This window comes from Alloalcanivorax sp., assembly GCF_964221125.1.
Classification (GTDB): domain Bacteria; phylum Pseudomonadota; class Gammaproteobacteria; order Pseudomonadales; family Alcanivoracaceae; genus Alloalcanivorax; species Alloalcanivorax venustensis.
Map to the genome: position 1 here is coordinate 1 of NZ_CAXPXK010000048.1, position 20,232 is coordinate 20,232.

The following is a 20,232-nucleotide window of genomic DNA, read 5'->3' on the forward strand; positions in this document are numbered from 1 at the left end:
TCTTCAACGGCTACCGTCCGCAGTTCTACTTCCGGACCACCGACGTGACCGGCGCTTGCCAGCTGCCGGAAGGCACCGAGATGGTGATGCCGGGCGATAACGTGCAGATGAGCGTCGAGCTGATCGCGCCGATCGCCATGGAAGAAGGCCTGCGCTTCGCGGTCCGCGAAGGCGGCCGCACCGTTGGCGCCGGCGTGGTGTCCAAGATTATCGAGTAAAGGGAAATAAAAAGGCCGGGGCCCTTGCCCTGGCCTTTTTTTATCCCTATAATTTGCGCCCTCTTAACCGGTAAACAAAACACCGGCTAAAGAGCGCGATCAACCGGGGCATCGTTCCCGGGCTTGTTTTGACACCCACCACCTTCCGGACGGACAGGTTGGGCGGGCTTTTTGCCATCTAAAGAATGGTACGAAACAGTCTGGAGTTTGTTAGCTATGGCTAACCAAAGAATCCGCATCCGTCTCAAGGCCTTTGATCATCGTCTCATTGATCAGTCCGCCCAGGAGATCGTGGATACGGCAAAACGGACGGGTGCGCAGGTACAGGGTCCAATCCCTCTGCCGACGCGTAAAGAACGGTTTACTGTGCTGATCTCTCCGCATGTGAATAAGGATGCGCGTGATCAGTACGAGATCCGCACCCACAAGCGGCTGGTCGACATCGTTGAGCCCACGGATAAAACCGTGGATGCGCTCATGAAGCTTGACCTGGCGGCTGGTGTGGACGTGCAGATTAGCCTGGGATAACTGGCCTGAGATTGCTCAGACCGACAACTACGGGCGGTTCAACCGCGACAGGTTGTGAAGAGGTAGACAATGGCGATTGGTGTAATCGGTCGGAAGTGCGGGATGACCCGGGTGTTCACTGAGGAAGGTATCAGTGTTCCGGTGACCGTCATTGAAGTGACCCCGAATCGGGTGAGTCAGGTCAAGACCGAAGAAACAGATGGCTACGAAGCCGTGCAAGTGACGGTGGGTGAGCGCCGGGCCAGCCGGGTGACCAAGCCGCAGGCCGGTCACTTCGCGAAGGCCGGTGTCGAAGCCGGCCGCAGCGCGGGCGAGTTCCGCGGCGAAGTCGGCGAGCTGCAGGCCGGCTCCGAGGTGACTCTTGAGGTGTTCGAAGCGGGTCAGTCCGTGGACGTAACCGGCACTTCCAAGGGTAAAGGCTTCGCGGGCGGCGTGAAGCGTTGGAATTTCCGTACTCAGGACGCTACCCATGGTAACTCCTTGTCACACCGCGCGCCGGGTTCTATTGGTCAGAACCAGACCCCGGGCAAGGTTTTCAAGGGTAAGAAGATGGCGGGTCATCTGGGCGCCGAGCGCGTAACGGTTCAGAACCTTGAAATCGTGCGTGTGGATGCGGAAAAGAATCTGTTGCTGGTAAAGGGTGCCATCCCCGGTGCGGCCGGTGGTGATGTTATCGTGCGCCCGGCAGTGAAGGCGAAGGCCTGAAAGAGGAATAGAGGATGAATCTCAATACTGCCTCTGGAGGTACCGTAACCGTTTCTGAAGTCGCCTTCGGCAAAGACTTCAACGAGCCTCTGGTTCATCAGGTTGTGACCGCGTTTCTGGCCGGTGCCCGTCAGGGTTCCAAGGCTCAGAAGAATCGCGCGGCGGTAAGCGGTGGTGGCCGTAAGCCCTGGCGTCAGAAAGGTACTGGCCGGGCCCGTGCCGGCACTATCCGCAGCCCGCTGTGGCGTGGCGGCGGCAAGACGTTTGCCGCAGAACCCCGCGATTTTTCCCAGAAGGTGAATCGCAAGATGTACCGCGGCGCGTTGCGTTGCATTTTTTCCGAGCTGGTACGTCAGGAACGTTTGGTGGTGGTCGACGAGTTCAACATCGACTCACCGAAAACCAAGCAGGTGGCATCCAAGCTAAAGGATCTGGAATTGAGCAGTGTGCTGATCGTGACCAGCGAGGTGGATGAAAACCTCTACCTGGCGGCACGCAACCTGCCCAAAGTGGATATTCGCGACGCCAGTGGCGTGGATCCGGTCAGTCTCATCGCCTTCGAGAAGGTGCTGGTGACGGTTCCGGCTCTGAAGCAGCTTGAGGAGGCGCTGGCATGAACAAAGAGCGCATTTTTAACGTACTTCTCGCGCCGCACGTTTCGGAGAAAGCCACGCTGGTGGCCGATCAGGGCAACGCCTTCGTTTTCAAGGTGGCGAAAGACGCCAACAAGCTTGAAATCAAGAAGGCCGTGGAAGCGCTGTTCGACGTGAAAGTGGAGTCCGTGCGGACTCTCAGCGTCAAAGGCAAGCAGAAGTTCTTCGGGCGTGTCGCCGGTAAGCGCGCGGGCTGGAAGAAGGCTTATGTGTCTCTGGCGGAAGGCCAGGACATCGACTTCCTGGGCGCAGAGTAAGGTAAGGGAGTAAGTAATCATGGCGATTGTTAAAGCTAAGCCGACTTCCCCGGGCCGCCGCTTTGTGGTCAAGGTGGTTAATGAGGATCTGCACAAAGGTGCACCTTATGAGCCGCTGCTGGAAGCGAAGAGTAAAAGTGGCGGTCGTAATAACAACGGCCGCATCACCACCCGCCATAAAGGCGGTGGTCACAAGCAAAAGTATCGTCGCGTCGACTTTCGTCGGGACAAGGACGGTATCGCCGGTGTGATCGAGCGCCTTGAGTACGACCCCAACCGGTCCGCTCATATCGCCCTGATCAAATACCTGGATGGTGAGCGTCGCTATATTCTGGCGCCGCGTGGCCTGAAAGCCGGTGATCGTATCCAGTCCGGTGAAGACGCGCCGATCAAGGCGGGTAACGCTCTGCCGCTGCGCAACATTCCGCTGGGTTCCACGGTTCATAACGTGGAAATGAAGCCCGGTAAGGGTGGCCAGCTGGCCCGCTCCGCTGGCACCGCGATTCAGGTGCTGGCAAAGGATGGTGGCTATGTCACCCTGCGTCTCCGCTCCGGCGAGATGCGCAAGGTGAGCGCCGAGTGCAAGGCCACCATCGGTGAAGTTGCCAACAGCGAGCACAGTCTGCGCTCGCTGGGTAAGGCCGGCGCCAAGCGCTGGCGGGGTGTTCGCCCGACCGTACGTGGTGTGGCGATGAACCCGGTGGATCACCCTCATGGTGGTGGTGAAGGTCGCACTTCCGGCGGTCGTCACCCGGTTACCCCCTGGGGTGTACCTACCAAGGGCCACAAAACGCGTACAAACAAGCGCACCTCCAAGATGATTGTGCGTGACCGTCGTAAGTAAGGGATAGAGAGAGGTTCAGGCTGTGCCACGTTCACTGAAGAAAGGTCCGTTTCTGGATCACCACCTTTTGAAGAAGGTGGAAGAAGCGGTGGAAGCCGGCTCCCGTAAGCCGATCAAAACCTGGTCCCGTCGCTCCATGATCATCCCGGAGATGGTGGGCTTGACCATCGCGGTACATAACGGCCGTCAGCATGTTCCGGTATTGATCACCGAGCACATGGTGGGCCACAAGTTGGGCGAATTCGCCCTGACCCGCACATACCGCGGGCACATCGTGGACAAGAAGGCTAAGCGATAAGGTGACAGCCATGGCGACTGAAGTTACTGAAGTTGCAGCCCGTCTGCGGGGCGCAAGAATTTCGGCTCAAAAAGCCCGCCTTGTGGCCGACCAGATCAGAGGTCTGGAGGTGGAGAAGGCGCTGAATGTTCTGGCCTTTAGCCCCAAGAAGGCGGCCCGGATTGTAAAGAAAGTGCTGGAGTCCGCGATTGCTAACGCGGAAAACAACGACGGCGCTGACGTGGATGAGCTGAAAGTTTCCACAGTGTTTGTGGACGAGGGCATGACGATGAAGCGTATTCGACCGCGCGCCAAAGGCCGCGCCGATCGCATCCTCAAGCGCACTTGTCACATCACTGTAAAAGTCTCAGAAGGTCAGGAGTAACCAGATGGGTCAGAAAGTTCATCCGATCGGTATTCGCCTGGGCATTGTCAAAGAGCATAACTCGCTCTGGTATGCCGGGCAGAAAACCTATTCCGACTGCCTGGTTTCCGACCTGCAGGTGCGTGAATATCTGTTCAAGCGCCTGAAGAATGCCTCGGTGAGCCGTATCAAGATCGAGCGCCCGTCAGAAAACGTGCGCATCACGATCTCCACGGCGCGTCCGGGTATTGTGATCGGTAAGAAAGGCGAGGACGTCGAGCGCCTGCGTCGCGACGTGGCCGCCAAGATGGGCGTTCCGGTGCACATCAATATCGAAGAGGTGCGCAAGCCGGATCTCGACGCCCGCCTTGTGGCCGACAACGTCGCCGGTCAGTTGGAGCGTCGGGTAATGTTCCGCCGCGCTATGAAGCGCGCGGTGCAGAACGCCATGAAGTCCGGCGCCGAAGGTATTCGGATTCAGTTGTCCGGACGCCTGGGTGGCGCCGAGATCGCCCGTACCGAGTGGTATCGCGAAGGCCGGGTGCCGCTGCACACGCTGCGTGCGGACATCGATTATGCCAGCGTTCGCGCCGAAACCACTTACGGCACCATTGGCGTAAAGGTCTGGATCTTCCGTGGCGAAGTGCTTGGTGGCATGGAGCAGATTCAGGAAGAACAGAAGCAACAGCAGTCCAAGGGCGCCAAGAAGCGCGGCCGCGGTTAAAGGGTAACGAACGATGTTGCAGCCGAAGCGTACCAAATTCCGGAAAGTTCATAAGGGCCGTAACCGCGGCCTGGCACAGCGGGGCAGCAAGGTGTCTTTCGGCACCGTGGGCCTGCAGGCTACCGGTCGTGGCCGCATTACCGCCCGCCAGATCGAAGCAGCCCGTCGTGCCATGACCCGGCACATCAAGCGGGGCGGCAAAATCTGGATCCGTGTGTTCCCGGATAAGCCGATCACCCAGAAGCCGCTCGAAGTCCGGATGGGTAAAGGTAAGGGTAACGTGGAGTACTGGGTGGCTCAGATTCAGCCGGGCCGCATGCTCTACGAAATGGAAGGTGTTTCAGAGGACGTAGCGCGCGAAGCGTTCCGCCTCGCCGCGGCCAAGCTGCCGATCAGCACCCGCGTAGTGACTCGGACGGTGATGTAAGCCATGAAAGCGAGCGAACTGAGAGAAAAGAGTGTCGAAGAGCTGAACAACCAGCAGCTCGAGTTGCTTGAAGAGCAGTTTAAGCAGCGCATGAAACTGGCATCCGGGCAGCTTTCACAAACCCATCAGCTTGGGAAGGTTCGCCGTGATATTGCACGGGTGAAAACCATTCTGAGAGAGAAGCAGGGTAACTAGGCATGGCAGAAGCGAAAGAGATACTGCGCCGGACCGCTACTGGCAAGGTCATTTCCAACAAGGGTGAGAAAACGATCACCGTGTTGGTGGAGCGCCGGGTGCAGCACCCGATTTACGGCAAGATCATCAAGCGGTCAACCAAGTTGATGGCGCATGATGAAGAGAATCAGTGCAACGAAGGCGACCTGGTCACGATTGAAGAGTGCCGCCCGTTGTCCAAGCGTAAAACCTGGATGCTGGTGAACGTGGTGGAGCAGACCAACAAGGTCTGACCAAGGTTGCTGTGGCTGCCTGCAGGGCAGGAGTTGGAGAGAGTAAGCGATGATTCAGACCGAAACGATGCTCGAAGTCGCCGATAACAGCGGCGCCCGTCGAGTGCAGTGCATCAAGGTGCTGGGTGGCTCCCACCGCCGCTATGCAGGCATTGGTGACGTCATCAAGGTCACAGTAAAGGAAGCGATTCCGCGCGGCCGCGTTAAGAAGGGTGATGTGATGACCGCTGTGGTGGTCCGCACCCGCCGCGGTGTGCGCCGCCCGGACGGCTCCGTGATTCGTTTTGATGAAAACGCCGCGGTGCTGTTGGGCAACAACAAGGCGCCGGTAGGTACCCGGATCTTTGGACCGGTGACCCGTGAGCTGCGTACCGAGCAGTTCATGAAAATCATCTCCCTGGCACCGGAAGTTCTTTAAAGGCGGGTGAACGTAATGCTCAAGATCAAGCGTGATGATGAAGTCATCGTAATCGCGGGCAAGGATAAAGGTAAGCGCGGCAAGGTTCAGCGCGTGCTGCCGAACGGCCGTCTGATCGTGGCCGGGGTGAACGTGGTTAAGAAACACGTACGCGCCAATCCGAACCGTGGTATTCAGGGCGGCATCGTCGAACAGGAAGCGGGTATCGACGCTTCCAATGTGGCCATCTGGAACCCCAAGGCCGAGAAAGCGGACCGTGTTGGCTTCCGTTTCGAGGATGGCGATAAGGTGCGTTTCTTCAAGTCTAGCGGCGAAACGCTGGACGCGTGAGGACAGGTGGACCATGAGTGATCTGAAAAAGGTTTACAACGAACAGATCGTGGCAAAGCTCAAAGAAGAGCTGGGTTACGACAATGTCATGGAAGTGCCGAAAATCACCAAGATCACCCTGAACATGGGTGTCGGTGAAGCGGCCGCGGACCGTAAGGCCATCGAAGGCGCCTTGTCCGACATGACCGCGATTGCCGGCCAGAAGCCGCTGATCACCAAGGCGCGTAAGTCCGTTGCGGGTTTCAAGATCCGTGAAGGCTGGCCGATCGGCTGCAAGGTGACCCTGCGCAATCGCCGTATGTACGAATTCCTGGACCGCCTGGTGGCGGTGGCGATTCCCCGGATGCGCGACTTCCGTGGTTTGAATCCCAAGTCATTCGACGGCCGGGGCAATTATTCCATGGGGCTGCGCGAGCAGATCGTGTTCCCCGAAGTGGATTTCGACAAGGTTGATAAGCTGCGTGGTATGGACATCACCATCACCACCACGGCGAAAACCGACGACGAGGCACGCGCGCTGTTGCGCGCCTTCAACTTCCCGCTGAAGGGCTGAGGATTTGTCATGGCAAAGGTCTCTATGAAAAATCGGGAGGCGAAGCGCGCCAAGTTGGTTCAGCGTTACGCCGCCAAGCGTCAGGCGCTGAAAGCGATCGTTAACGATCCCAACGCCGAACCCGAAGCAAAATGGGACGCGCAACTGCAGCTCCAGAAGCTGCCGCGCGATTCCTCTCCGGTGCGCCAGCGTAATCGCTGCCGGATTACCGGTCGTCCGCACGGCTACTACCGGAAGTTCGGTTTGAGCCGTATCAAGCTGCGCGAAGCAGCGATGCGCGGCGACGTCCCCGGTCTGGTTAAGGCCAGCTGGTAAGCAAGCCAAGATATAGGCATGAGTAGCGGAGCGATTGCGGCATGAGCATGCAAGATACCCTGGCGGATATGTTTACTCGTATCCGTAACGCGCAGATGGCCCGGAAAGCCAAGGTGGAGATTCCTTCTTCCACGGCTAAGCAGGCCATTGCCAAGGTACTGAAGGAAGAAGGTTACATCGAAGGCTTCTCGGTGGCCGGCGACAAGAAGCCCGTGCTGACCGTGGACCTTCGGTATTTCGAGGGCAGTCCGGTAATCGAAAAGATTTCCCGTGTCAGCCGCCCCGGTCTGCGTGTCTACAAAAACGCCGGCCAGATTCCCAAGGTCAAGGGCGGCCTTGGTGTGATGATCGTGTCCACCAACCAGGGCATTCTTTCCGATCGCGCAGCGCGCCAGGCTAATGTAGGCGGCGAGCTGATCTGCGAAGTGTCCTAACGGTAGCGGTGTAGACGGGTTTAGGTGCAGCAATGTCTAGAGTAGCGAAAAATCCGGTTAAGTTGCCCAGCGGCGTCGAGCTGAAAATCGACGGTCGCAAGGTGTCCGTAAAGGGCAGCAAAGGCAACCTGGAACATGAAGTGCACGAGCAGGTGGACGTGTCGTTTGAAGACGGTATCTTCACCGTCAAGCCGCGCGAGGAGTCCCAGGAATCCTGGGCGCTGGCCGGTACCACCCGCGCGGTGGTGAACAACATGGTCACCGGCGTCTCAGAGGGCTTCGAGCGCAAGCTGGTCCTCAACGGCGTGGGTTATCGCGCCCAGGCTCAGGGCAAGACCCTGAACCTGACGCTGGGTTTCTCCCATCCGGTGGCGTATCAGCTGCCCGATGGCATCACCATCGAAACCCCGACCCAGACCGAAATTGTTGTCAAGGGCATTGATAAGCAGCTGGTTGGTCAGGTTGCCGCCAATGTCCGGGCCTTCCGTCCGCCCGAGCCCTACAAAGGCAAGGGGGTGCGCTATGCTGATGAGCAGGTGCGCCGTAAGGAAGCCAAGAAGAAATAATTGTTGAGACTAGAGCCATGATGGACAAGAAACTTGCACGTCTGCGCAGGGCCAAACGTACTCGCCTTAACATCCGCGAGTCCGGCCAGATCCGTCTGTCCGTACATCGCACCCCGCGCCACATCTACGCGCAGATCACCAGCGCGGCTGGTGACCGGGTTCTGGTTACGGCGAGTACCGTCGAGAAGGACCTGCGCGAAGCGGCCACCGGCAATGCCGACGCCGCATCGAAAGTAGGCGAACTGATTGCGAAGCGCGCCAAAGAGGCGGGCATCGAGCGTGTAGCCTTTGATCGTTCCGGATTCCGTTATCACGGTCGGATCAAGGCGTTGGCGGATGCCGCGCGCGAAAACGGGCTTGAATTCTAAGGGTGCTTGGTTATGGCGAAAGTTGATCCCAACGAAGGTCTCCAGGAGAAGCTGGTTCAGGTGAACCGGGTTGCCAAAGTAGTAAAAGGCGGCCGCATCTTCGGTTTCACTGCGTTGACTGTAGTGGGCGACGGCAAAGGTAAGGTAGGCTTCGGCCGCGGTAAGGCACGCGAAGTGCCGGCCGCCATCCAGAAGGCGCTGGAAGCCGCCCGCCGCAACATGATTCAGGTGGACCTGAAAGGCACCACCATTCAGCACCCGATCAAGGCACGCCATGGCGCCTCCAAGGTGTACATGCAGCCTGCCGACGACGGTACTGGTGTGATTGCCGGTGGCGCGATGCGCGCGGTGCTGGAAGTGGCCGGCGTGCAGAACGTTCTGGCGAAGTGCTACGGATCCACCAATCCAGTGAACGTGGTGCGTGCAACGTTCAACGGGCTGAAGCAGATGTCCTCACCGGAATCGGTGGCGGCTAAGCGCGGCAAGTCCGTTGAAGAGATTCTCGGCTAAGCGCACACAGACGGAAGCTTAACGATGGCTGACAAGATCAAAGTAACCCAGGTTAAAAGCAGCAGCGGTCGGCTGGAAGGCCACAAGGCCTGTGTGCGCGGTCTCGGGCTGCGCCGCATCGGTCACACCGTGGAAGTTGAAGACACACCTTCCGTACGTGGCATGATCAACAAAGTCGCGTACTTGGTACGGGTAGAGGGAGAATAAGCGATGCGTCTCAATGATTTGCATCCAGCTGACGGATCCCGTCCGGACGAGAAGCGGGTTGGCCGTGGTATCGGTTCCGGCCTGGGCAAGACCGGTGGCCGCGGCCACAAAGGTCAGAAGTCCCGTTCCGGCGGCACCGTGAAGCCTGGTTTCGAAGGCGGCCAGATGCCGCTGCAGCGTCGGGTTCCCAAGTTCGGCTTCACCTCCAAGCTGGCCATGGCCACCGCCGAAGTGCGTCTGGCGGAGCTGGCCAAGGTGGAAGGTGACGTGATCGACCTGGCGGCCCTGAAGGACGCCGGTGTTGTTCGCTCCGATAAGAAACGCGCCAAGATCGTGCTGCGCGGCCAAATCGACCGCGCGGTAACCATCCGCGGCGTCGCCCTGACCAAGGGTGCTCGCGAAGCGGTGGAGAAGGCCGGCGGTAAAATCGAGGAGTAATAAGGCGGGGCTATGGCCAAGAACCGTGCACAAACACTGAACAACAACACCGCGGCCACCGGCGGCGCCACTCGTGAGCTGTGGCGCCGCATCGGTTTCCTGCTGGGAGCCCTGCTGGTGTTCCGGATCGGTGCGCACATCCCGGTTCCCGGAATGAACCCGGAAGCGTTGGAACAGATGTTCAACAACAACCGGGACACCATTCTTGGCATGTTCAATATGTTCTCCGGCGGTTCGCTGGAGCGCATGAGCATCTTCGCCCTGGGTATCATGCCGTACATTACCGCGAGCATTGTTATCCAGCTGATGAGCGCGGTGGTTCCCTCCCTTGAGCAGCTGCGCAAGGAAGGCGAGCAGGGTCGCCGCAAGATCACCCAGTACACCCGTTATCTGACGGTGGCACTGGGCGCGATTCAGTCGTTTGGTGTGTGCGCGGGCCTTAAAAGCCAGGGCATCACCCTGTTGCCGGAGGCGGCGTCCACCATGCAGGTGGCCAGCTTCTACTTCGTGGCCGTGACCACGCTGGTAACCGGCACGGTGTTCCTGATGTGGCTGGGTGAGCAGATCACCGAGCGCGGTATCGGCAATGGTATTTCCATGCTGATCTTCGCTTCCATCGTGGCCGGTCTGCCCGGCGCGGTGGCGCAGACCTTCGAATCCGCCCGTCAGGGCGATCTGAGTCTGCTGGCCATGCTGCTGGTGTTCCTGGTGGCGGTGGCGGTGATCTTCGGTGTGGTGTTCGTCGAGCGTGGTCAGCGGAGAATCACCGTTAACTACGCCCGGCGGCAGCAGGGCCGCCGCGTCTACGCGGCCCAGCAGAGCCATCTGCCGTTGAAAGTGAACATGGCGGGCGTGATTCCGGCGATTTTCGCCAGTTCCATCCTGCTGTTTCCGGCGTCGCTGAGCCAGTGGTTCAGCACCAGCGACCCGGATTCCTGGTGGGGCCAGGCCCTGCGTGTCGTCAGCGACGCGCTGCTGCCCGGCACACCGTTGTACATTTTGTTGTTTACCCTGGCGATCGTGTTCTTCTGCTACTTCTACACGGCCCTGGTATTCAACCCGAAAGACGTGGCGGACAATCTCAAGAAATCCGGGGCTTACATCCCGGGTATCCGCCCCGGCGAGCAATCCGCTCGTTATATCGACACGGTGATGGGTCGGCTGACCCTGATCGGTTCGGTGTACATGACGCTGGTATGCCTGCTGCCTCTGGGTCTGCAGGGGGTGTGGAACGTGCCTTTCTATCTGGGCGGCACCTCACTGTTGATCGTGGTGGTAGTGGTTATGGACTTCTGGTCGCAGGTTAATTCGCACCTGATGTCCACCCAGTACGAGAAGTTGATGAAGAAGGCCAACCTGAAAGGGTATGGCGGCACCGGTCTGGTGCGATAACCGGCCCACGGGCTTGAAGGTAAAGTGAGGCGAGTGCGATGAAAGTTCAGGCTTCTGTTAAGAAGATCTGCCGCAACTGCAAGGTAATCCGCCGGAAGGGCCGGGTTATGGTGATTTGCAGTGCCGAGCCCCGGCATAAGCAGCGCCAGGGCTAACGGCCCGGTTGGGCAGAACTTCTTTTCCTAGTGTTTGGTTGAAATTCAGTCGGTGTAACGCTAGACTCTTCCGCCTTTCGGCGCCAGAGGCTGGCACTACCGCGTTGTGAATCGGAGATATTCGGATGGCCCGTATTGCAGGCGTTAACATCCCGGACAACAAGCATTCGGTGATTTCACTCACCTATATTTTCGGGATCGGCCGCACCCGCGCTCGCGCTATTTGCGAGCAGACCGGCATTGAGCCGACCGTCAAGGTGCGTGACCTTTCCGGCGACCAGCTGGACGCGATCCGCGCCGAGGTCGCCAAGGTTTCCACGGAGGGCGATCTGCGCCGGGAAATCAACATGAATATCAAGCGTTTGATGGATCTGGGCTGCTACCGCGGCATCCGTCATCGCCGTGGGCTGCCGCTGCGCGGCCAGCGTACCAAAACCAATGCCCGGACCCGCAAGGGCCCGCGGAAACCGATCCGCAAGTAAGTCCTGATATCTGGATAAGTAAGCATGGCTAAAGCGAAAAGAGACAGTGGCGCACGTCGGAAGAAGGTAACGCGGACCGTTGCGGACGGTATCGCGCATGTACACGCTTCTTTCAACAACACCATCATCACCATCACCGACCGTCAGGGCAACGCTTTGTCCTGGGCGACCTCCGGTGGTGCCGGCTTCCGTGGTTCCCGCAAAAGCACGCCTTTCGCGGCCCAGGTGGCTGCCGAAAACGCGGGTAATGCCGCCAAGGATTACGGGTTGAAGAACCTGGAAGTCCGAGTCAAGGGTCCCGGTCCGGGCCGTGAGTCCTCTATTCGCGCGCTCAACGGCTGTGGCTACAAGATTACCCACATTCAGGACGTGACGCCCATTCCGCATAATGGTTGTCGTCCGCCCAAGAAGCGCCGCGTGTAACGGGAGTTAGAGCAAGATGGCAAGATACATCGGTCCCAAGTGCAAGCTTTCCCGTCGTGAAGGCACTGATCTGTTCCTCAAAAGCGGCATTCGTCCGCTGGAATCCAAGTGCAAGGCGGAACAGCCCCCCGGCCAGGCCGGCGGTGGCCGTCGCCCCAGCCGCCTGTCCGACTACGGCGTGCAGTTGCGCGAGAAACAGAAAGTCCGTCGCATGTACGGCGTTCTGGAAAAGCAGTTCCGCGGCTACTACAAGAAAGCCGCCCGGTCCCGCGGCGCCACCGGCGAGGTGCTTCTGCAGCTCCTGGAAGGCCGTCTGGACAACGTGGTATACCGTCTGGGCTTCGGCGCGACCCGTTCCGAGGCACGCCAGCTGGTATCACACCGCGCGATCCTGGTTAACGGTCGTAGCGTGAACATCGCCTCCTACCAGGTGAGCCCCGGTGACATCGTTACCGTGCGTGAAAAGGCCAAGAACCAGCTGCGCGTCAAGAACGCCATGGAACTGGCCCAGCAGCGCGGCTTCCCGACCTGGGTGGAAGTGGACGAGAAGAAGTTCGAGGGCACGTTCAAAGCCCTGCCGGAGCGTATCGATTTGCCGGCCGAGATCAACGAAAACCTGATCGTCGAGCTGTACTCCAAGTAAGGACTGCCTGAGGGATCTCTATGACCGCCGTGAACGAATTTCTCACGCCCCGCTCGATCGCGGTCAACGCGATCAGCGAGACCCACGCCAAGGTCGTACTGGAGCCGCTGGAGCGTGGTTTCGGCCATACTCTGGGCACGGCGCTGCGCCGCATCCTGCTGTCCAGCATGCCTGGCTGCGCGATCACCGAAGTGGAGATCGACGGTGTACAGCACGAGTACTCCTCCATCGAGGGTGTGCAGGAAGATGTGATCAACATCCTCCTCAACCTGAAGGGCGTGGCCCTGAAGATGGAAGATCGCGAAGAAGCGACCCTGGAACTGGTCAAGAAAGGCCCGGGCGATGTTACCGCCGACGATATCCAGCGCGATCACAGCGTTGAGATCGTTAACCCGGACCACCTGATCTGCACCATCACCGGCGACACCGAACTGCGTGTGCGCCTGAAAGTGCAGAAAGGCCGTGGCTACGAAGCCGCCGACACTCGTCAGAGTGATGACGACGAAACCCGCGGCATCGGCCGCCTGCAGCTGGATGCCAGCTACAGCCCGGTGCGCCGCGTGGCGTACGTGGTGGAGGCCGCCCGGGTCGAGCAGCGTACCGACCTGGACAAGCTGGTGATCGATCTGGAAACCGATGGCACCATCGATCCGGAAGAGGCGATCCGCCGTGCCGCCACCATTCTGCAGCAGCAGATCGCGGTATTCGTGGATCTGGAGCAGGACGCCAAGCCCGAGCCGAAGCAAGAGCGCGAAGAGATCGATCCGATCCTGCTGCGCCCGGTGGACGACCTGGAGCTGACCGTTCGTTCCGCCAACTGCCTGAAGGCGGAGAATATCTACTACATCGGTGATTTGGTTCAGCGTACCGAGGTCGAGCTTCTCAAGACCCCGAACCTGGGCAAGAAGTCCCTCACCGAGATTAAGGATGTGCTGGCCTCCAAGGGCCTGTCGCTGGGCATGCGCCTGGAAAACTGGCCGCCGGTCAGTCTCCGGGATGATGACCGGCTTAACACCAAGTTGCGTTAATCAACCGCACTAACAGAGTTGTCATGGGCGCCTTGGCGTCCCTGAAATAGGAACAGAACCATGCGTCATCGCAAGAGCGGCAGAAAACTGAACCGGAACAGCTCACACCGTCAGGCCATGTTCCGCAACATGGCGGTGTCGCTGTTCGAACATGAAGCGATCAAAACCACCTTGCCGAAAGCCAAGGAGCTGCGTCGGGTGGCCGAGCCCCTGATCACCCTGGCCAAGGAAGACTCGGTGGCCAACCGCCGTCTGGCGTTTGACCGTACCCGGTCCAAGGAAATGGTCGGTAAACTGTTCAACGAACTGGGTCCGCGCTACAAGGCGCGCCCGGGTGGCTACCTGCGTATCCTCAAGATGGGCTTCCGGGCCGGCGACAACGCCCCCATGGCCTACGTGGAGCTGGTGGATCGTCCGGAAGGCGAGATCGCCGACGCGGAATAAGTCGCCCCTGCGGGACGACACAAAGAACCGGGCCCAGGCCCGGTTTTTTTGTGTCTGAGAAAAGGCCCGCCGGCGCCGGCCAGGGCCCGGCGTGCCCCGGACTGGTGCGCCCGCTTTACCGGATTTTGCGATTTCCCGCCTTGTTCCGGGCTGCCAACGGCCGCATCCCTGTGTAGTGTTAAGAAAAGCAACGCAGGGAGAATCCATGAGTAACAGTCAGCCTTTTCTGACCGATGTGAAGACACTGCGTGAACGGGCCCGCCAGCATATCGAGCAGGGCGCCGTCACCGCCGGCTACAACGCCGACCGCGAGACCGTTCTCAAGCTGCTTAACGAAGCGCTGGCCACCGAGATCGTCTGCACACTGCGCTACAAGCGCCACTACTACATGGCCGACGGGCTCAACGCCAGCATCGCGGCCGATGAGTTCCTTGAGCACGCCCAGCAGGAACAGCAGCACGCGGACTGGCTGGCGGAACGCATCGTGCAGCTCGGCGGCGCCCCCAATTTTTCCCCTGAAGGCCTGCAAAGCCGCTCCCACGCCGAGTACGTGGAAGGCGAGACCCTCAAGGAGATGGTCAAGGAAGATCTGATCGCCGAGCGCATCGCCATCGACAGCTACCGGGAGATCGCCACCTACCTGGGTGACAAGGACCCGACCACCCGCCGCATCATGGAAGAGATACTGGCTCAGGAAGAAGAGCACGCGGACGACATGGCGTCGATCCTGGAATCGTTGTGAACCGACCCGGCCAAGGAGGAAACAGCTAGTGGCGACCCCCGAAAGAAGCACCCCGGAGCGTCAGCGCCAGCACGGCAAGACCGTGGCGGGCATTCAGATACGCACCAATAACGACCTCGAAATGCACGCCGAGGATTCCCGGCTCAGCCGTCTTTGGGAAAAATTCGATGACGAGCGTCTGGCGCACTCAATACCGGACAAAGCCGCCGGCTCCCCGGTTTACGGTGTCTACACCGAGTTCGATGACGGCGTCGCCGGCGATTACAGCGTACTAGCCGGTGTCGAAGTCACCGACGAGGAGAAAGTGCCGGAGGAGTACGCCACCGTGACCCTGGAAGCCGGAGACTATCTGGTGTTCCAGGGGCGGGGCAGGATGCCCGACACGGTCATGGAGACCTGGGGGCAGGTATGGCATTACTTCGAGAGCGACGACGCCCCGGAGCGTGCCTTCCTCACCGACTACGAAGTCTTCGAAGGCGGCGACCAGGTGACCATTTACGTGGGCGTGAAGTAACTCAGCCCCGCACCTGGCGGCCCCGATAGATCACCGCTTTAGGCGACGCGGCACGGCCCGGCTCCGTTTCGGAGGCGGGCTCTGGAAGAGGCTGGCCCCGGTACATACGTTTGGGCGCCGTCTTTTCCGGCTCAGGGGGCGCCTCGGCGGCGCCGGCTTCCCGGGCGATGTCGTCCATCAGCCGGGCCAGCTCCCTGGATTGGCTGCGTGCCGCGAAGCGGTCCAGTTCCTGGCGAAGTTGTGGGTCGGTAAGCGACAGGCGCGTACCGAACTCGTCGCGGATCAGGCGGCGACACTGGTTGACCAGCGCGACCACGCGATAGTGCATCAACCAGTGCGTGTTGATTCCTTCGCTCATGATCTCGACTCCGTCACAATGGCTCTGAGAACCAAGCAGGTTCCGTGCCATAGCGGCGCCGGCCTTCACGGTTCGAAGCGCGCGGCGCCGGCATAATCGAAGTGTTTTATTCACCGAGGGTGTGAAAGCTATGATTCGCTTGCAGGAGCGCGTTCAGGTGCGCCGGCCCACGGCGGATTGTTACCGGTACATGCTGGATATGGCAGCGTCGGAGCAGTGGAACCCGGCTGTCGAGAACGCCCGCAAAAGTACGCCGGGCCCGGTCGGCCGGCAGAGCCGTTTTGAAGTGGATTATCGCTTCGCCGGCCGCCAGCGCGCCTTCGGCTATGAACTTGTCGACACCGACCCGGGGCGCAGCCTGAGCCTGCGCGGCCAGGGCCCGGCCGCCAGCGCCCGCGAGCACATCGAGTTCCGGCCCGGGGCCGACGAGACCTTCACGGAAATTCTCTACACCCTCGATCTGGATGTGGGCGGGCTCGCCGAACGCCTGCAGGCCATCATCAAGCCCTGGCTCACCGCCATGGGGCACCGCGCCATGGAGGACCTGCGCCGCGCCCTGGAGCCCTCCCGCGTTGAAGAACCCGGCGTCTGGCAGTGGCTGCGCTATCGCGCGCTGCTGCCCGCCGCCCTGGAATTCTCACGGCTTGGCTACCAGTCCATGCCGGACCGCGGGCTCAGTGATTTCATCGACGGCCGCATCGTCGTGGTCACCGGTGCCACCGGCGGGCTGGGGCTGGCCGCCGCCAAGGAGCTCAGCCGCCTCGGCGCCACCCTGATTCTGGTCGGGCGCGACCGTGAGCGTCTGCGGCAGGCGCAGAACGCGGTACGCGCCTTCAGCGGCTGCGGCGTGGACGCCCTGCACACCGTGGAGGCCGATCTGTCACGGCTCGAGGAAGTGCGCCTGGCGGCCACCCGTATTCACGCCCTGACTCCGGAAGTGCACGGCCTGATCAACAACGCCGGCGCGCTGTTCAATGAGCGCGACCTGACCACCGAAGGCACCGAGCGCACCCTGGCGGTCAACCTGCTGGCGCCTTACCTGCTCACCGAGAAGCTTTTGCCCGCCCTGGAGCGGGGCCAGGGGCGCGTGGTGAACGTGGCCAGCGGCGGTCTGTACCTGCAGGCCCTGCACCTGGACGACATGGAATTCGAGAACGAGCGCTTCGACGGCGCCAAGGCCTACGCCCGCGCCAAGCGGGCGCTGGTGGCGCAAACCGAGCACTGGGCGGAGCAGCACCCGGGCGTTCGCTTCAACAGCATGCACCCCGGCTGGGCGGACACCCCCGGCGTCGCCGCCTCTCTGCCGGTGTTCCATAAACGGGTCGGGCCCTGGCTCCGCTCGCCGCGCCAGGGCGCGGACACCATGGTGTGGCTGGTCAGCAGCCCGGCGGTGGCGAACATCAGCGGCCGTTTCTGGTTCGACCGCCGGCCCCGGCCCACCGCCGTGCTGCCCGGCACCCGGGTCACGCCGGAACAGCGCCGCCAGCTGGCACGCTGGCTGGCCGCCCGCTGCCGGCCCGGCCACGGCGGGCCGATCTGAGGCGCCGCTTCAGGAAGACGCTTTCAGCATCGATTTCAGGAAGCGCCCGGTGTGGCTGCCCTTGGCCTTGGCCACTTTTTCGGGCGTGCCCTGGGCGATCACCCGGCCGCCGCCGTCGCCGCCCTCGGGCCCCAGATCAACGATCCAGTCCGCGGTTTTGATCACATCCAGGTTGTGCTCGATCACCACGATGGTGTTGCCGTGGTCGCGCAGCCGGTTGAGCACATCCAGCAGCATCTGGATATCCTGGAAGTGCAGGCCGGTGGTGGGTTCGTCGAGAATATAGAGCGTGCGGCCGGTGTCGCGCCGGGACAGCTCGCGGGCCAGTTTCACCCGCTGTGCCTCGCCGCCGGACAGGGTGGTGGCGGCCTGGCCCAGCTTCACATAGCTCAGGCCCACATCCAGCAGGGTCTGCAGGCGACGCTGCAGGGCCGGCACCGCATCGAAGAACTCGCGGGCTTCCTCGATGGTCATTTCCAGCACTTCGTAGATGTTCTTGCCCTTGTAGGTGACTTCCAGGGTCTCCCGGTTGTAGCGGCGGCCGTCGCACACCTCGCAGGGCACATAGATGTCCGGCAGGAAGTGCATCTCCACCTTGATCACGCCGTCGCCCTGGCAGGCTTCGCAGCGGCCGCCCTTGACGTTGAAGCTGAAGCGGCCGGGCTTGTAGCCCCGCGCCCGGGCTTCCTGGGTGCCGGCGAACAGCTCGCGCACCGGCGTGAAAATGCCGGTGTAGGTGGCCGGGTTGGAGCGCGGCGTGCGGCCGATCGGGCTCTGGTCGATGTCCACCACCTTGTCCAGATGCTCCAGACCTTCCAGGCGCTCATGGGGCGACGCTTTCAGGGTGGTGGCCTTGTTCAGGGTGGTGGCCGCCAGCGGGTAGAGCGTGTGGTTGATCAGCGTTGATTTGCCCGAACCGGACACCCCGGTGACACAGGTGAACAGGCCCAGCGGCAGCTTCAGCTCGGTGCCTTTGAGGTTGTTGCCGGTGGCGCCGGTCAGGGTTAGCCAGTCGTCCCCGGTGGCCCTGCGCTTGGCGGGCACTTCAATGCGCCGGCGCCCGGACAGGTAGTCGCCGGTGAGGGAGTCCTTGTTGGCGGCCACTTCCTCGGCGGTGCCCTGGGCCACCACCCGGCCGCCGTGCACGCCGGCGCCCGGGCCGATGTCGATGACATGGTCGGCGGTGCGGATGGCGTCCTCGTCGTGCTCCACCACCAGCACCGTATTGCCCAGGTCCCGCAGGCGGGTCAGGGTGGACAGCAGGCGCTCATTGTCGCGCTGGTGCAGACCGATGGAAGGCTCGTCGAGCACGTACATGACGCCCACCAGGCCGGCGCCGATCTGGCTGGCCAGGCGGATGCGCTGGGCCTCGCCACCGGACAGGGTCTCGGCGCTGCGCTCCAGGTTCAGATAGTCCAGACCCACATTGACCAGAAACTGCAGCCGGTCGCGGATCTCCTTGAGAATCTTCTCGGCGATTTCGCCGCGGTTGCCGGGCAGCTTCAGGTTGTCGAAATAGTCGAACGACTTGCCCACCGCCAGACGCACCAGCTCGGGCAGGGTGGTGTTGTCGATAAAGACGTTACGGGCCGCCTCGCGCAGGCGGGAGCCGTCGCAGCTGGGGCAGGTGGACGTGGACAGGTAGCTGGCCAGATCCTCGCGCACCGCCTCGGACTCGGTTTCCCGGTAGCGCCGCTCCATATTGGGCACGATGCCCTCGAACGGGTGGTTGCGCTTGATGATGTCGCCCCGGTCGTTCAGATAGCGGAACTCCACGCTCTCCTTGCCGGTGCCGTAGAGAATCTTGCGGCGCACCGTCTTGTCCAGATCCTTGAACGCCACGTCCATGTCGAAATCCAGGCTCTGCGCCAGGGCGGTGAGCATCTGGAAATAGTAGACATTGCGGCGGTCCCAGCCGCGGATCGCGCCTTCCGCCAGGGACAGCTCCTCGCTGGTGATCACCTTGTCCTCGTCGAAGAACTGCTTCACGCCCAGGCCGTCGCAACTGGGGCAGGCGCCCGCCGGGTTGTTGAACGAGAACAGGCGCGGCTCCAGCTCCGGAATCGAGTAGCCGCAATGGGGGCAGGCGAACTTCGCCGAGAAGGTGATTTCCTCGCTGTCACCGTCCAGGGGCTTGCCGTCCATGGAGGCGATGATGGCGATATCGTCGGCCAGGTTGAGGGCGGTCTCGAAGGACTCCGCCAGCCGGTTCTGCAGGTCCGAGCGCACCTTGAAGCGGTCTACCACCACTTCGATGGTGTGCTTCTTGTTCTTGTCCAGGTCCGGGGTGTCGTCCATGTCGTAGATACGACCGTCCACGCGGACGCGGATAAAGCCCTGGGCGCGCAGCTCGTCGAACAGATGCAGGTGCTCGCCTTTCTTCTCGCGGATCACCGGGGCCAGCAGCATCAGCTTGCTGCCTTCTTCCATGGCCAGCACCTGGTCCACCATCTGGCTGATGGTCTGCGCGGCCAGTGGGGCTTCGTGCTGCGGGCAGCGCGGCTCGCCGACCCGGGCGAACAGCAACCTCAGGTAGTCGTAGATCTCGGTGATGGTGCCCACCGTGGAGCGCGGGTTATGGCTGGTGGATTTCTGCTCGATGGAGATCGCCGGGCTCAGCCCTTCGATGTGGTCCACATCGGGCTTCTCCATCATCGACAGGAATTGCCGGGCATAGGTGGACAGGGACTCCACGTAACGGCGCTGGCCTTCGGCGTAGAGGGTGTCGAACGCCAGCGACGATTTCCCGGACCCGGAAAGTCCGGTGATCACCACCAGCTTGTCACGGGGAATGTCGAGGTCCACGTTTTTCAGGTTATGGGTGCGAGCGCCCCGAACCAGAATGGTATCCATGAGATGGCGTGCCCTTGGCTACTGTCAGAATGAACAGTGCAGTATAGGGGAAAGA

At 61.2% G+C, this 20,232-nt stretch carries 33 protein-coding genes and 1 pseudogene; 32 read left to right on the forward strand and 2 right to left on the reverse strand.

Going from position 1 to position 20,232, the window contains the following annotated elements:
* The 31 genes and pseudogenes from tuf to ACEQZD_RS06205 form a co-directional block, all read left to right on the forward strand.
* Positions 1-218: pseudogene (tuf, locus tag ACEQZD_RS06055) on the forward strand (elongation factor Tu); the annotation flags it as partial.
* 216 nt (positions 219-434) lie between these two features.
* Complete coding sequence (gene rpsJ, locus ACEQZD_RS06060; protein ID WP_067612426.1) at positions 435-746, forward strand: 30S ribosomal protein S10; 312 nt, start codon at positions 435-437, stop codon at positions 744-746.
* 69 nt (positions 747-815) lie between these two features.
* A complete protein-coding gene (rplC, locus tag ACEQZD_RS06065) occupies positions 816-1,451 on the forward strand; it encodes a 50S ribosomal protein L3 (RefSeq protein WP_194856580.1) in 636 nt (211 codons plus the stop codon).
* A gap of 14 nt (positions 1,452-1,465) precedes the next feature.
* The gene (gene rplD, locus ACEQZD_RS06070) at positions 1,466-2,068 is read left to right on the forward strand and encodes a 50S ribosomal protein L4 (RefSeq protein WP_067612435.1); all 603 of its coding nucleotides are present in this window, start codon (positions 1,466-1,468) and stop codon (positions 2,066-2,068) included.
* Positions 2,065-2,361, forward strand: coding sequence for a 50S ribosomal protein L23 (gene rplW / locus ACEQZD_RS06075; RefSeq protein WP_067612437.1), 297 nt, complete (start codon positions 2,065-2,067; stop codon positions 2,359-2,361). Before rplD ends, rplW begins: the two co-directional genes overlap by 4 nt.
* 19 nt (positions 2,362-2,380) lie before the next feature.
* Entirely contained in the window at positions 2,381-3,205 is an 825-nt protein-coding gene (gene rplB, locus ACEQZD_RS06080) for a 50S ribosomal protein L2 (RefSeq protein WP_142949700.1), read from the forward strand.
* A 22-nt stretch (positions 3,206-3,227) separates the two neighbouring features.
* On the forward strand, positions 3,228-3,503 hold the full coding sequence (rpsS, locus tag ACEQZD_RS06085; RefSeq protein ID WP_067612803.1) for a 30S ribosomal protein S19: 276 nt from the start codon (positions 3,228-3,230) through the stop codon (positions 3,501-3,503).
* Positions 3,504-3,513: 10 nt separating this feature from the next.
* On the forward strand, positions 3,514-3,867 hold the full coding sequence (rplV, locus tag ACEQZD_RS06090) for a 50S ribosomal protein L22 (RefSeq protein WP_067612800.1): 354 nt from the start codon (positions 3,514-3,516) through the stop codon (positions 3,865-3,867).
* 4 nt (positions 3,868-3,871) lie between these two features.
* Positions 3,872-4,570, forward strand: coding sequence for a 30S ribosomal protein S3 (rpsC, locus tag ACEQZD_RS06095; RefSeq protein ID WP_194856579.1), 699 nt, complete (start codon positions 3,872-3,874; stop codon positions 4,568-4,570).
* A gap of 13 nt (positions 4,571-4,583) precedes the next feature.
* Positions 4,584-4,997, forward strand: coding sequence for a 50S ribosomal protein L16 (gene rplP / locus ACEQZD_RS06100; RefSeq protein WP_067612795.1), 414 nt, complete (start codon positions 4,584-4,586; stop codon positions 4,995-4,997).
* A gap of 3 nt (positions 4,998-5,000) precedes the next feature.
* Positions 5,001-5,192 (forward strand): 50S ribosomal protein L29, encoded by a 192-nt coding sequence (gene rpmC, locus ACEQZD_RS06105; protein WP_067612792.1) that lies wholly within the window; start codon positions 5,001-5,003, stop codon positions 5,190-5,192.
* Between the two features lie 2 nt (positions 5,193-5,194).
* Positions 5,195-5,464 carry a 30S ribosomal protein S17 gene (gene rpsQ / locus ACEQZD_RS06110; protein WP_142949698.1) on the forward strand — a complete coding sequence of 90 codons (270 nt, stop codon included), beginning with the start codon at positions 5,195-5,197 and terminating at the stop codon, positions 5,462-5,464.
* Between the two features lie 49 nt (positions 5,465-5,513).
* On the forward strand, positions 5,514-5,882 hold the full coding sequence (gene rplN, locus ACEQZD_RS06115) for a 50S ribosomal protein L14 (protein WP_142949697.1): 369 nt from the start codon (positions 5,514-5,516) through the stop codon (positions 5,880-5,882).
* A gap of 15 nt (positions 5,883-5,897) precedes the next feature.
* Positions 5,898-6,212 (forward strand): 50S ribosomal protein L24, encoded by a 315-nt coding sequence (gene rplX / locus ACEQZD_RS06120; protein ID WP_142949696.1) that lies wholly within the window; start codon positions 5,898-5,900, stop codon positions 6,210-6,212.
* 13 nt (positions 6,213-6,225) lie between these two features.
* Positions 6,226-6,765: a 50S ribosomal protein L5 gene (gene rplE, locus ACEQZD_RS06125; protein ID WP_067612780.1), complete on the forward strand. Its 540-nt coding sequence runs from the start codon at positions 6,226-6,228 to the stop codon at positions 6,763-6,765.
* Between the two features lie 9 nt (positions 6,766-6,774).
* Positions 6,775-7,080 (forward strand): 30S ribosomal protein S14, encoded by a 306-nt coding sequence (rpsN, locus tag ACEQZD_RS06130; protein ID WP_067612777.1) that lies wholly within the window; start codon positions 6,775-6,777, stop codon positions 7,078-7,080.
* Positions 7,081-7,121: 41 nt separating this feature from the next.
* A complete protein-coding gene (gene rpsH, locus ACEQZD_RS06135) occupies positions 7,122-7,514 on the forward strand; it encodes a 30S ribosomal protein S8 (RefSeq protein WP_067612774.1) in 393 nt (130 codons plus the stop codon).
* Positions 7,515-7,546: 32 nt separating this feature from the next.
* A complete protein-coding gene (gene rplF, locus ACEQZD_RS06140; protein WP_142949695.1) occupies positions 7,547-8,080 on the forward strand; it encodes a 50S ribosomal protein L6 in 534 nt (177 codons plus the stop codon).
* A gap of 17 nt (positions 8,081-8,097) precedes the next feature.
* A complete protein-coding gene (gene rplR, locus ACEQZD_RS06145; RefSeq protein WP_067612768.1) occupies positions 8,098-8,448 on the forward strand; it encodes a 50S ribosomal protein L18 in 351 nt (116 codons plus the stop codon).
* A gap of 12 nt (positions 8,449-8,460) precedes the next feature.
* Positions 8,461-8,958 carry a 30S ribosomal protein S5 gene (rpsE, locus tag ACEQZD_RS06150; RefSeq protein WP_067612765.1) on the forward strand — a complete coding sequence of 166 codons (498 nt, stop codon included), beginning with the start codon at positions 8,461-8,463 and terminating at the stop codon, positions 8,956-8,958.
* 24 nt (positions 8,959-8,982) lie between these two features.
* Positions 8,983-9,165 carry a 50S ribosomal protein L30 gene (rpmD, locus tag ACEQZD_RS06155; protein WP_067612762.1) on the forward strand — a complete coding sequence of 61 codons (183 nt, stop codon included), beginning with the start codon at positions 8,983-8,985 and terminating at the stop codon, positions 9,163-9,165.
* 3 nt (positions 9,166-9,168) lie between these two features.
* Positions 9,169-9,603, forward strand: a complete 435-nt coding sequence (gene rplO, locus ACEQZD_RS06160) for a 50S ribosomal protein L15 (RefSeq protein WP_067612759.1) — start codon at positions 9,169-9,171, stop codon at positions 9,601-9,603.
* A gap of 12 nt (positions 9,604-9,615) precedes the next feature.
* A complete protein-coding gene (gene secY, locus ACEQZD_RS06165; protein ID WP_067612757.1) occupies positions 9,616-10,995 on the forward strand; it encodes a preprotein translocase subunit SecY in 1,380 nt (459 codons plus the stop codon).
* A gap of 38 nt (positions 10,996-11,033) precedes the next feature.
* Positions 11,034-11,150 carry a 50S ribosomal protein L36 gene (gene rpmJ / locus ACEQZD_RS06170; protein ID WP_008928865.1) on the forward strand — a complete coding sequence of 39 codons (117 nt, stop codon included), beginning with the start codon at positions 11,034-11,036 and terminating at the stop codon, positions 11,148-11,150.
* A 125-nt stretch (positions 11,151-11,275) separates the two neighbouring features.
* Positions 11,276-11,632: a 30S ribosomal protein S13 gene (gene rpsM / locus ACEQZD_RS06175; protein ID WP_142949694.1), complete on the forward strand. Its 357-nt coding sequence runs from the start codon at positions 11,276-11,278 to the stop codon at positions 11,630-11,632.
* Positions 11,633-11,656: 24 nt separating this feature from the next.
* Positions 11,657-12,055 carry a 30S ribosomal protein S11 gene (gene rpsK, locus ACEQZD_RS06180; protein WP_067609474.1) on the forward strand — a complete coding sequence of 133 codons (399 nt, stop codon included), beginning with the start codon at positions 11,657-11,659 and terminating at the stop codon, positions 12,053-12,055.
* Between the two features lie 16 nt (positions 12,056-12,071).
* Positions 12,072-12,698 (forward strand): 30S ribosomal protein S4, encoded by a 627-nt coding sequence (gene rpsD, locus ACEQZD_RS06185; protein WP_067609472.1) that lies wholly within the window; start codon positions 12,072-12,074, stop codon positions 12,696-12,698.
* Between the two features lie 20 nt (positions 12,699-12,718).
* Entirely contained in the window at positions 12,719-13,726 is a 1,008-nt protein-coding gene (rpoA, locus tag ACEQZD_RS06190; protein ID WP_142949693.1) for a DNA-directed RNA polymerase subunit alpha, read from the forward strand.
* A 60-nt stretch (positions 13,727-13,786) separates the two neighbouring features.
* Complete coding sequence (gene rplQ / locus ACEQZD_RS06195; RefSeq protein WP_067609468.1) at positions 13,787-14,170, forward strand: 50S ribosomal protein L17; 384 nt, start codon at positions 13,787-13,789, stop codon at positions 14,168-14,170.
* Between the two features lie 205 nt (positions 14,171-14,375).
* Positions 14,376-14,912, forward strand: coding sequence for a bacterioferritin (locus ACEQZD_RS06200; RefSeq protein ID WP_142949692.1), 537 nt, complete (start codon positions 14,376-14,378; stop codon positions 14,910-14,912).
* Positions 14,913-14,940: 28 nt separating this feature from the next.
* Entirely contained in the window at positions 14,941-15,426 is a 486-nt protein-coding gene (locus ACEQZD_RS06205; protein ID WP_335629381.1) for a GyrI-like domain-containing protein, read from the forward strand.
* A 1-nt stretch (position 15,427) separates the two neighbouring features.
* On the opposite strand, the gene ACEQZD_RS06210 is transcribed toward ACEQZD_RS06205, so the two are convergent.
* A complete protein-coding gene (locus tag ACEQZD_RS06210; protein WP_335629382.1) occupies positions 15,428-15,784 on the reverse strand; it encodes a hypothetical protein in 357 nt (118 codons plus the stop codon).
* Positions 15,785-15,914: 130 nt separating this feature from the next.
* On the opposite strand from ACEQZD_RS06210, the gene ACEQZD_RS06215 reads away from it, so the two are divergent.
* Positions 15,915-17,324, forward strand: a complete 1,410-nt coding sequence (locus ACEQZD_RS06215; RefSeq protein WP_370184600.1) for an SDR family NAD(P)-dependent oxidoreductase — start codon at positions 15,915-15,917, stop codon at positions 17,322-17,324.
* A gap of 9 nt (positions 17,325-17,333) precedes the next feature.
* Here the strand turns inward: ACEQZD_RS06215 and uvrA are convergent, their stop codons facing one another.
* On the reverse strand, positions 17,334-20,177 hold the full coding sequence (gene uvrA, locus ACEQZD_RS06220) for an excinuclease ABC subunit UvrA (RefSeq protein WP_370184602.1): 2,844 nt from the start codon (positions 20,175-20,177) through the stop codon (positions 17,334-17,336).
* Between the last annotated feature and the right edge of the window lie 55 nt (positions 20,178-20,232).